Here is a 10,489-nt window from a genome sequence, read left to right as displayed (position 1 = left end):
TCGGCGGTTGGTAGTCAGGATCCGGCGGCTAAGGTTGGGGTGGATGAGGGTGAGCCGGCGCTGCCGATGACGGCGGAGCGGCGGCGGGCAAGAATTGAGGTGCTTTCTGAAGAAAATGCTAAACGACGAGTTGTAGAGACTCAAAGAAAATACAGAATGCACACCATAGAAAAACATGGACCTGAAATTCCTGACGTCGTATTGAGGCAACGAGCGATAGACGGCACAGACCCAATAACTGGGACTCCAGGGAGGCTAAATAAAAGCTCCCAATTCAAGAGTTGGCGAATACAAATGCATGCGCTCAACGAGGCTTTGACAAGAAAAACTCGGGGCCTGCCCGCTCACACAGGCTTCGACAGGGAACAGAATCCAATTGTCAGAGTGAAGATGCCCGGGGCCGGTCGGGGATATAAGCCCAATAGAAGGGACAGACAAAATCCAATTTTTAACGAAAATATGAACGGTGCAGAAATCAAGTTTGATAAAGTCCACACGGATCGACCTTTCACTGGTTTTCCTATTGATTAGTATGAGGGAACAATCATGTTGACAGCACCATTCACCACGCTACCTTACAAGCCGACTGTTGATTCGCTTTTGGCTGGGCTTGACGTGGAATACAAGGATAAAAATTCTAAAGATGAATTATTAAGGCTTGATCCAAATAGTAAGAAGGGGCGGGAATGCATAATAAAAAATTACATAATAAAAGATCAGGAGTATCTGTCGTACAGACATAAGTTTTTGCTTGTTAAAGAGCTAGAGAAGGCATTGGCGAACCCATCTTATGATTTTGGTGCATCTTTTGAGTATGACTACGAAACAAACGAACCTTCAGCTTCGCCGTGGTCCGCAGCCGAGATTCATACACCCCGTAGCTTCTTCGAAGATATTTTTACTATCGTTAATGATATCTGGAAAACAGATATTTTAATGGCTGCCACGGAAGATTCGTCAACGTGGTGATGCTAAGACGGGTAATGTGGCTGTAAATCGTTCTAATATGGGGAGCCCATCTTCACACCGACAACCCCAACCCCACCACAGCCTCCCGCCCAGCCAAACCATCAACCAAGTACACGCTCCCCCCCAAAATCTCCTTGGCATGATGCTTGGCCTGCGAAGCCAGTTCCGCCAACTGGCTGGCATCCAGTTCCCCACAGGCCTCAGCCCGCAAATGCACCACCCCAATCGACAGCGACAGCAAGGCAAATTCCTGTCGAACGCCCTGCCGATTCAGCGCGGTGAAGCAGCCGGCTTCCAGATGCTCGGGGCGGTAGAAGCGGCGGCAGTGGGTCTGGAAGTCGCTCAGTAGTTGATTCAGGCGTTTGCGCCAGTCTTCCGGACCGAGGACCAGCAGGAAGTCGTCGCCGCCGATGTGACCGACGAAGTCGCGGCTGGGATCGATGCGTTCGTTCAGGCATTGGGCCAGGCACAGCAGGACTTCGTCGCCGCGACCGTAGCCGTAGATGTCGTTGAAGGGTTTGAAGCTGTCGATGTCCACGTAGCAGATCACTGATTCCTGTCGTTGTTGCAGCAGGCGTGTCAGGCATTGTTGGATCGGCACGTTACCCGGCAGCAGGGTCAGCGGGTTGGCGTAGCGGGCCTGTTGGATTTTCAGTTCGGTGATGAGCTTGAGCACGTCGATCACCCGGCCCAGGCCCAGGTAGCTGCCGTTGAGGGTGATGATGAAGTCTTCTTCGATGCGTTGTCGGGCGCGGCTGGTGATGAGGCGGCTGACCTGTTGCAACGACTGGTTCAGTTCCACCGCCAGGAAGTCATCGCTCATCAGGCGGCTGATGGGTTTGCGGGCGAACAGGTCGGTGGCGAAGGGTTTGAGCAAGGCATCCGAAAGGGAGTGACGATGGACGATGCCGCAGGGTTGCTCCTGATCGTCCAGTACCGCCAGGGAGTTGAGGTTGGCCTGGCGTCGAAACGCCTCCAGCACGCTGGCCGTCGGCGTGTCGTGGGCCACCGCCGGTTGTTCGTTGAGCAGCGCCCCGAGGTCGTTGACTTCGTCGGTCAATGCCACCGCGCCGGCGTCCTGCCGGGGCATCAGCGCCCTGGCGTCACGGGAGGGCTGCTCCTGTGGGCGAGCGAGCAGATAACCCTGAACCAGGTCGACGCCCATCTCTATCAATACCGCCAGTTCTTCCGGCAGTTCGATTCCCTCGGCAATCACCTGGGCGCGGGAAGCCCGGGCGATTTTGAGGATCGAGCCGACAAATTCGCGCTTGAGGGCATCCTGGTGAATACCATCGATGAAGTGCCGGTCGATCTTCACATAATCGGGGCGCAATTCGGACCACAGCCGCAGGCTCGAATACCCGGCGCCCAGATCGTCCAGGGCGATGGAGAAACCCATGGCCCGATAATGATGCAGGGCGGTTTGCAGGAGTTGGAAGTCATCGATCGGCGTTTGTTCGGTCAGTTCGATCACCACCTGGCTGGGCGGGATGCCGAAATCTTGCAACAGTTGCAAGGTGCGTCCGGTCTGGTGGGCGGCTTCGAGCAGGGATTCGGGCGAGACGTTGAGGAACAGCTTGCCCGGCAGTTTCTGCTCATTGAAACGTTGGCAGGCGCTGCGTCGGCAGGCCAGTTCCAGCTCACTGAGGCGTCCGGCCTGGCGGGCCACCGAAAGTAGGGCGATGGGCGAGTGCAGCGGGCTGTTGGACGGGCCCCGGGTCAGGGCTTCATAACCGACGATGCGCCGTTCGGAAAGGCAAATGATGGGTTGGAACAGGCTGTGTAAACCGCTTTGAGCCAGGATCGAACTCAAGGCACTCAGCTGTTCTGTCGTGGTCATGGCAATCTCTGGCGATAAAAAAAGGACTGGGCGCCACCCGTTCAAGGGGGCGCCCGGTCCTGTATTTCACGACAGAATGATGTCAGTTTGATGACGCTCCGGGGAGCGTCAGCATTAAATGGCCATCATGTCAGTGCTTGGCAATCGCCGTGTTGAGTTTCAGGTAATCGATGAGGATACGACCGGTCTCGCTCAGGTAGGCATCGTCTTCCGGTTTGGTTTTTTCCGGCTCGGCGATCAGGTCTTCATCCTCTTTCTTCAGTTCCTTGAGCGGCTCTTCACCCTTGGCCTTGCGCCGCAGGTTTTCCATGGTCAGTTGCTTGGCTTCGATGTCGGCATGCTGTGCGCGACGCTCGGCTTCGTTGAGGGTGACGGTTTTCTCCAGCATCAACTTTTGCGCCAAAGCCAGCTTGTCGCGGATGAAGACAAACTCCGCGTCCTGGGACGTGCGAGCGTCATGATCGGACTTGAGTTGCGCCAGGAATGGCTTGAACGGATCCACCGCCGGCTTGATCGCAGGCCGGATGGTGTCCCACGGCATGGCCTCGGGCAGGGCGCTTTCACCGATTTCCTTGGTGTCGATGATCGACGGGTAATCGATGTCCGGCAGTACACCCTGGTGCTGGGTGCTCTGGCCGGAAACCCGGTAGAACTTGGCCAGGGTCAGCTTCAGTTCGCCATGGTTGAGCGGCTGGATGGTCTGCACGGTGCCTTTGCCGAAGGTCTGGCCGCCGATGATCAGTGCCCGGTGATAGTCCTGCATGGCGCCGGCGAAGATCTCCGAGGCCGATGCCGACAGACGGTTGACCAGCAAGGCCATCGGGCCTTTGTAGAACGCCCCCGGATTTTCATCCTCGAGCACATCCACGCGGCCATCGGCGTTACGCACGAGCACGGTCGGGCCCTTGTCGATGAACAGGCTGGTCAGTTCCGTAGCTTCCTGGAGGGAGCCGCCGCCGTTGTTGCGCAAGTCGATGACGACACCGTCGACTTTTTCCTTCTGCAACTCGGTCAGTAGCTTCTTCACATCGCGCGTGGTGCTCTTGTAGTTCGGATCACCGGCGCGGAAGGCCTTGAAGTCCAGATAGAAAGCCGGGATCTCGATCACACCGAGCTTGTAGTCCTTGCCGTCCTGTTTCAGTTTGAGGACAGATTTTTTTGCAGCCTGCTCTTCCAGCTTCACCGCTTCACGGGTGATGGCCACGACTTTGCTGGTCTGGTCGTTCGGCGCATTGCTGGCCGGGATGACTTCCAGGCGCACCACCGAGCCTTTCGGGCCGCGGATCAGCTTGACCACTTCGTCCAGGCGCCAGCCGACCACGTCGACCATTTCCTTGTTGCCCTGGGCGACACCAATGATCTTGTCCGCCGGGCCGACCTGTTTAGTCTTGTCGGCAGGTCCTGCCGGCACCAGGCGCACGATCTTCACTTGATCGTTGTCGCTCTGCAGCACCGCGCCGATGCCTTCCAGGGACAGGCTCATGTTGATGTCGAAGTTTTCCGCATTATCGGGCGACAGATAATTGGTGTGCGGGTCGTAGGACATGGCGAAGGTATTGATGTACGCCTGGAAGATATCTTCGGCGCGAGTCTGGTCCAGACGGGCCAGTTGGTTCTTGTAGCGTTTGGTCAGGGTTTCCTGGATCTGCTTGGAGTCCTTGCCGGCGATCTTCATGCGCAACACTTCGTCCTTGACGCGTTTGCGCCACAGGTCGTCAAGTTCAGCGGTGCTTCTGAGCCAGGCGGCGTCCTTGCGATCCACCTGCAAGGTTTCCTTGGTATTGAAGTCGATCTTGTCGACGCCTTTGTTCAACTCGGCAAGGGTGTAATCCAGACGCGCCTTCACGCGATCCAGGTAGCGCTTGTAGATGATGAACCCGGCGTTCAGGTCGCCGCTCTTGAGGAAATCGTCGAACTGGGTTTTCCACTTGTCGAATTCAGCGATGTCGCTGGCCAGGAAATAGCTGCGCGAGGGATCAAGCAGCTTCAGGTAGCTGTCGTAGATGATGACCGAGCGCGCGTCATCGAGCGGCGGCTTGCTGTAATGATGGCGCTTGAGCAATTCAACGACGTTGAGGCTGGCAATCACCTCGTCGCGATCGGGCTGAAGCTTGTCCCAGCTATTGGCTGCGAACGTATCGCTCGACAGCGGCAACAGACCGAGGCCAATGACAAGCGCGAGGGCGGTGCTGGGGAACAGGTGCTTCATGCTGATTCGACGCAGGGACAATTGATAACGCATATTAGGCCGTCTTTGAAGTCGCCGGTTCCATGTGGCCCGGGCGCATAATGCAAGAAAGCCCGGCGTTACAGCAGCGGGCCCAGTCGAGACTCACTATGGAGGCACCGTGAAAGCATTGCAAGGCGTTGAAGGCCAAGTGGTATGGGCAGATGAGCCAAGTCCGACGTGTGATGTAGGGCAAGTCCGCATCCGTGTGGCGGCCGCCGGTCTGAATCGAGCCGATTTGTTACAAAAGGCCGGACATTATCCGCCGCCGCCCGGTGCCAGTCAGGTGCTGGGCCTGGAGTGCTCCGGGGTGATCAGCGAGGTCGGAGCGGGCTCCTCGTGGCAGATTGGCGATCGCGTTTGCGCCCTGCTGGCCGGCGGCGGGATGGCCGAAGAGGTGGTGGTCGATGGCCGGCATGTCCTGCCGGTGCCCGAAGGGTTATCCCTGGCTGAGGCGGCCGCGCTGCCTGAGGTTTACAGCACCGCGTGGCTCAATCTGTTTCAGCTGGCTGCACTCAAGCCGGGGGAAAAAGTGCTGCTGCACGCCGGGGCCAGCGGTGTCGGTTCGGCCGCGATCCAGTTGTGCAAGGCCTTTGGCAACCCGTGCTGGGTCAGCGTCGGTTCGGCTGATCGTCTGAGTTATTGCGAGGCGCTGGGGGCCCAGGGCGGCGTGATACGCACCGATGGCCTCGAGAGCCTGAACGACTTCGCCCCCTTCGATGTGATCCTCGATCCGGTGGGCGCGAACTACGCTGCGTTGAACGTGAAACTTTTGTCAGTTGACGGCCGTTGGGTGTTGATCGGCCTGATGGGCGGGCGCTCGACCGAACTCGATCTGGCGCAGGTACTGGGCAAGCGTATCCAATTGCTCGGCTCGACCTTGCGCAGTCGTAACGATCAGTTCAAGGCCGACCTGATCAGTGAGCTGGGGCACCAGGTGTGGCCGCTGTTCACCGACAAACGCCTGAGCCCGCAACTGGCCAGGACCTTTGCGATCAAGGATGCCGAAGCGGCGTTTGCCGAGCTGGCGAGCAACAAGGTGTCAGGAAAGTTGGTGTTGGTGATCGATGAAAGCCTGGGCTGATTCCGGGGAGTCGAACCCAGGCTTTGCGGTACCGCCTGAATGTGGAAAACCACGTGCTGCTAAAGGGTTGACCTAGAGGTTAACCCTTAGGACCTGAGAGAACATCCGTTGCTCGTTGCTGTTTTTACGGACAATCGAGTAGTTGATCAGGACGGTTTTTCCGCTGTTTTCGGATACCCAGGCACTGGGAATGTCAAAAACGTTGGCTTGGCCGGACGTCACATCCTGGTTTTCAGTATCGTGGGTGGTGACACCGGCCCAACGAACCCTGACGGTGTAGCCTGTCTCACCGCCGTAGTTCACGCTAACCTTCAAGTTGGAATAACTCGGTGCCGGTAATGGATCCACCGCTTGCGGGTCGATATGCAGCGTCAACCTGTCTGACTCTATCGTCTCGCCAATCCCTTTTTCCTTGACGGAATAGCCGACCACGACAGATCGACCGATATTGTCGACGACTTCCAGACGAGGAATCGGGATCAGTCTTTTCCCGGGGGGATCACCCACTTCGATAATTGGACTGTTGTAGTTGACCCGACCCTGCCAGCGCGCCCGGATGGTATCGGTAGCATGCATACCGGTGTAGTGAGGTACTTCAACATCCACATACGTGTCGGTGTAGATATCACTCATTTTCAGATGGTCGCCCGCTGCGTTATAGGCTTTGGGAACCTTGGGTTTGAGTTTCCCCGGGGTGATGGGAAGGACAGCCTGGTCCGCGGCGTTATAGACAAACGTGGCATCTGCAGACGGGGTGCCGGGTATGGTCAGACGAATGATGGGGACCACCATGCCCCCGGTGCGGTCGTAATATTTCTGTTGGTCGATTTGGGCATTCGCCAGCCCTGTGTCGATGTAGAAGAAGGCCTGAATTGGCAATACTCCGGGCTCATTTTCAGGCCAGGCTTTGATGCGCAGCTCGTTGTGATCGGCAAAAGCCTCATCGGGGATCAATGAACGAACCCGAATGGCCTGGTTGAAGCCTTGGACTGCTTCTGCATCCAGGCTGCTCGTTACCATAAAGGCGCAGGAGTGCGCGGTTCTATATTGAGAGACCTTTCGATAATGGGCCACCCATTGTTCCGCGGTGGTAATGTTTTGTTCTCGACAAGGCGTGCTGTCAGCAAATACTCGCGGAGGCACGATACTGTCTCTGCATCCATACTGCCCCGCGGCATCGCGATAAAACGTAGCGCCGTCGAGTGGAAAGTAACAGATAACTTCGGGTTTTATTTTTCCGGCGGGGGCGTTGAGATAAGGATAGAAAATCAAGCCATTGACACCATACCAGGGGGTGCGAACAAACTTTGTATCGGCTCTCAAATAAGAAAATGAGACTGCGTCGGTTTTTCTTGAGAAGTCGCTATGATCCCATGGATCGTAATTATTGCTGGTTTTAGTGATGCGTAGCGTTACCCCTGAGCAGAGAAAGGCTGGTGTGGTGGGCGTGCCGCAGTTGGCGGCGGTATTGTGATACGCCGTGGTCAGCTTTCGGGCTGTTTCCTCACCGGAGCGTTCATAACTACTGGAAGACTGAATGTCGGGTGGTGGCGACGGCAGTTGAGTTGCGCAACCAAATAATACGGCGAGCGCGAGGGCCGTAAGTGCCTTTATGCTGGTGTGGGTAAAAATCCACTGTTCAAGGTACTTGTTCATGAGGGCTCCCGTCGCGGGGCGACTGTCGAGTAAAAACAGGGCGTGGAGTTATTAACCTGCGGATACAGCCATGCGTCTACTGTTAGAAATAACAGGTCAAAGGAAGAACACGCGCCATCTGTCGGTTAGTCTGAGCGACCTGTAAAGTCTGACAGTAGACATCGCATAAAAAACGCTTTAGAGAAGTTTCGAGAGTAATAGATGTCTCTCTCTGATTAGTGTCCTGACAGAAGAGATGTTGTGATGACTGCAAAGTGACTCCGCATGATCCATGAACATATTGGCTCAGTAAAAAACGCATGCCCCAGCAGGCTTGAATGGCACCCTCATGCCTATCGCCGGAGGCTTCCACCTCTGACCGGCGAACCCAGGCAAACCGACCTTTGGTCGGCAGCCCATAGCCGATGCGCGCACCCTGCTAGCGTTAACTAATGGAGGGATGGGGGTAACCGCAGCTTTCATTTCACCCGCCAGGTGAAGAGGTTGATCATGACCATCGCCGAATGGCGCATGCAGGGCGTCGAATTCATTGCCTGCAACTGCAATTGGGGCTGTCCCTGTCAATTCGACGCGCCACCGACCCATGGCCACTGCCACGCGGTGGCGTCGATGCGAGTGGAACGCGGGTATTTCAATCAAGTGGCGTTGGGAGGCTTGTGTTGGGCCGCCACCTTCGCTTGGCCGGGCGCCATCCATGAGGGCAACGGCAGTTGTCAGGTGTTCATCGATGAACGCGCCGACGAGGCGCAACGCCAGGCTCTGCTGACCATCCTCTCTGGCCTGGAGAGCGACCCCGGGGCCAACGTGTTTCAGGTGTTCAGCAGCACCATGAGTGAAATGTTCGAACCGCAGTTCGTGCCCATCACCCTGTCCATCGATGTCGATCAGCGTTTGGCGCACCTGGACATTCCCGGCGTATTGCAGGCCAGCGGCGAGCCGATCCGCAGCCCGATCGACGGTTCACCTCATCGAGTCCGCCTGTCCCTGCCCAACGGCTTCGAGTTCCTTGAGGCTGAAGTAGCCAGCGGCAGCTACCAGACGCATTCAGCCCTCAAGCTCCAATCCCAGGACAGTCATAGCCACCTCGCCCACGTGCATTTCACCGGTCATGGCATAGAGCCGTAAAGATGGCAGAACCCCAGGCGGCGGCGCAGAGCAAGCGACTGACAGGCGAGCAGTTGTTGTTCCTGCTCTGCCTGCTCGCGCTGACCGCCTTGGCCTGGCTGATACTGCTGCAGATGGCCCGTGACATGAGTGCGCCGGGCGGCATGGCCGATGCGGCAATGGCCGGTATGCTCATGCCCTGGAGCCTGGGCGATGCGCTGCTGATGTTCGCCATGTGGGCGGTGATGATGATCGGCATGATGTTGCCCAGCGCCTTGCCCATGTTGCTGATCTACCAGCAGATGCTGCGCAAGCGCATGCCGGCACCGCAGCGACACCTGGCCCTGCTGCTGTTCTGCAGCGCCTATGGCCTGGTCTGGGTTGGTTTCGCCCTGGGCGCCACGGCGCTGCAATGGGCGCTCGAGCGGCTGGCCTTGCTCAGTCCGGGGATGCGCAGCAGCAGTACCGCGCTGGGCGCCGGCTTATTGCTGGTCGCAGGCATCTATCAGTGGTCGCCAAGCAAGGCGGTCTGCCTTGAGCATTGTCGCGGGCCGCTGCATTTTCTTCTGGGCTACTGGCGCCCCGGCGTGCTCGGCGGCTGGCGCATGGGGCTGGCCCATGGCGCTTACTGCCTGGGCTGCTGCTGGGCCCTGATGGGCTTGCTGTTCGTGGTCGGCGTGATGAACCTGCTCTGGGTGGCAGTGATCGGTGCCTTCATCCTGCTGGAGAAGAACCTGCCGCAGGGACCCTGGCTCAGTCGTATCTGCGGTGTGTTGTTGCTCGGCTGGAGCCTGTGGCTGCTGCTGGGCTAGGCTAAACCTGTGTGGGAGCGAGCCTGCTCGCGATTGCGATGGATCAGCAGGCATTGATTTAACTGACACACCGCAATGGCGAGCAGGCTCGCTCCCACAGGGGGCTTATTTCCAGGTATGAATCGGCCACCCGGCCGATTCGGCATGGGCCTTCAACACCGCATCCGGGTTTACCACATGAGGGAAGTCCACCCGCTGTAGCAACGGCAGGTCGTTGCGCGAGTCGGAATAGAAACTTGCGCCCTCAAGGTTTTCTTCCTCGGCATCCAGCCAGTCCAGCAGCCGTGCGATCTTGCCTTCGCGATAGGTCAGGGTGCCGACGGTCTTGCCGCTGTACACCCCATGACTCACCTCAAGCTCAATCGCCAGGATCTCATCGATGCCCAGCCGTTCGGCAATCGGCTTGACCAGGTGCGTGCCGGAGGCGGAGATCACCAGGATCCGGTCACCGGCCTTGCGGTGTTCGGCGATGGTTTTGGTGGCGTCGCTGAAGATGATCGGTTCGATGAAGTCTTCCACCCACGGCGTCACCAGGTGTTCGATTTCTTCCGGGGTGCGGCCGATCATCGGTTCCAGGCTGAAGTCCATGTATTCTTCCATGCGCAGCTTGCCGTGGCTGTAGGCGTCCATCAGCTCATTGTTGCGACGCATGAACGACTCTGGATCGACCCAGCCCAGGCGCCCCATCTGCTCGCTCCAGAGGGTGGCGCAATCGCCGTGGATCAGGGTTTCGTCCAGATCAAAAATTGCCAGGGCCATCAGCGCGTTTCCCTTTTAAAAATCAACTTCAAAATCAA

Annotated in this window: 8 protein-coding genes and 1 pseudogene; 5 read left to right on the top strand and 4 right to left on the bottom strand. The window is 57.6% G+C overall.

Annotated features, from left to right (window positions below; all coding sequences use genetic code 11):
- Both GSM73_RS15600 and GSM73_RS15595 read left to right on the top strand, forming a co-directional pair.
- Positions 1-531: pseudogene (locus GSM73_RS15600) on the top strand (type IV secretion protein Rhs); the annotation flags it as partial.
- A gap of 15 nt (positions 532-546) precedes the next feature.
- Positions 547-969: a hypothetical protein gene (locus GSM73_RS15595; protein ID WP_160893140.1), complete on the top strand. Its 423-nt coding sequence runs from the start codon at positions 547-549 to the stop codon at positions 967-969.
- Between the two features lie 52 nt (positions 970-1,021).
- On the opposite strand, the gene GSM73_RS15590 is transcribed toward GSM73_RS15595, so the two are convergent.
- On the bottom strand, positions 1,022-2,809 hold the full coding sequence (locus GSM73_RS15590) for a bifunctional diguanylate cyclase/phosphodiesterase (RefSeq protein WP_160893138.1): 1,788 nt from the start codon (positions 2,807-2,809) through the stop codon (positions 1,022-1,024).
- A gap of 130 nt (positions 2,810-2,939) precedes the next feature.
- Positions 2,940-5,018, bottom strand: a complete 2,079-nt coding sequence (locus GSM73_RS15585) for a carboxy terminal-processing peptidase (RefSeq protein WP_173407522.1) — start codon at positions 5,016-5,018, stop codon at positions 2,940-2,942.
- 139 nt (positions 5,019-5,157) lie between these two features.
- Between GSM73_RS15585 and GSM73_RS15580 the strand changes: the two genes are divergently transcribed.
- Positions 5,158-6,120 (top strand): zinc-binding dehydrogenase, encoded by a 963-nt coding sequence (locus GSM73_RS15580; protein WP_160893136.1) that lies wholly within the window; start codon positions 5,158-5,160, stop codon positions 6,118-6,120.
- A gap of 72 nt (positions 6,121-6,192) precedes the next feature.
- Here GSM73_RS15580 and GSM73_RS15575 read toward each other — a convergent pair whose 3' ends face one another.
- Positions 6,193-7,776 carry a hypothetical protein gene (locus GSM73_RS15575; protein ID WP_155417192.1) on the bottom strand — a complete coding sequence of 528 codons (1,584 nt, stop codon included), beginning with the start codon at positions 7,774-7,776 and terminating at the stop codon, positions 6,193-6,195.
- Positions 7,777-8,265: 489 nt separating this feature from the next.
- Between GSM73_RS15575 and GSM73_RS15570 the strand changes: the two genes are divergently transcribed.
- Both GSM73_RS15570 and GSM73_RS15565 read left to right on the top strand, forming a co-directional pair.
- The gene (locus tag GSM73_RS15570) at positions 8,266-8,901 is read left to right on the top strand and encodes a DUF1326 domain-containing protein (RefSeq protein WP_047229653.1); all 636 of its coding nucleotides are present in this window, start codon (positions 8,266-8,268) and stop codon (positions 8,899-8,901) included.
- Between the two features lie 2 nt (positions 8,902-8,903).
- Positions 8,904-9,692, top strand: a complete 789-nt coding sequence (locus GSM73_RS15565) for a DUF2182 domain-containing protein (protein WP_160893134.1) — start codon at positions 8,904-8,906, stop codon at positions 9,690-9,692.
- Positions 9,693-9,797: 105 nt separating this feature from the next.
- On the opposite strand, the gene GSM73_RS15560 is transcribed toward GSM73_RS15565, so the two are convergent.
- Positions 9,798-10,451 carry an HAD family phosphatase gene (locus GSM73_RS15560; protein WP_047229651.1) on the bottom strand — a complete coding sequence of 218 codons (654 nt, stop codon included), beginning with the start codon at positions 10,449-10,451 and terminating at the stop codon, positions 9,798-9,800.
- Positions 10,452-10,489: the final 38 nt, after the last annotated feature.

It is taken from the genome of Pseudomonas sp. PICF6 (genome assembly GCF_009831705.1).
Classification (GTDB): domain Bacteria; phylum Pseudomonadota; class Gammaproteobacteria; order Pseudomonadales; family Pseudomonadaceae; genus Aquipseudomonas; species Aquipseudomonas rhizophila.
This window is presented reverse-complemented; position numbering and strand designations above follow the sequence as displayed.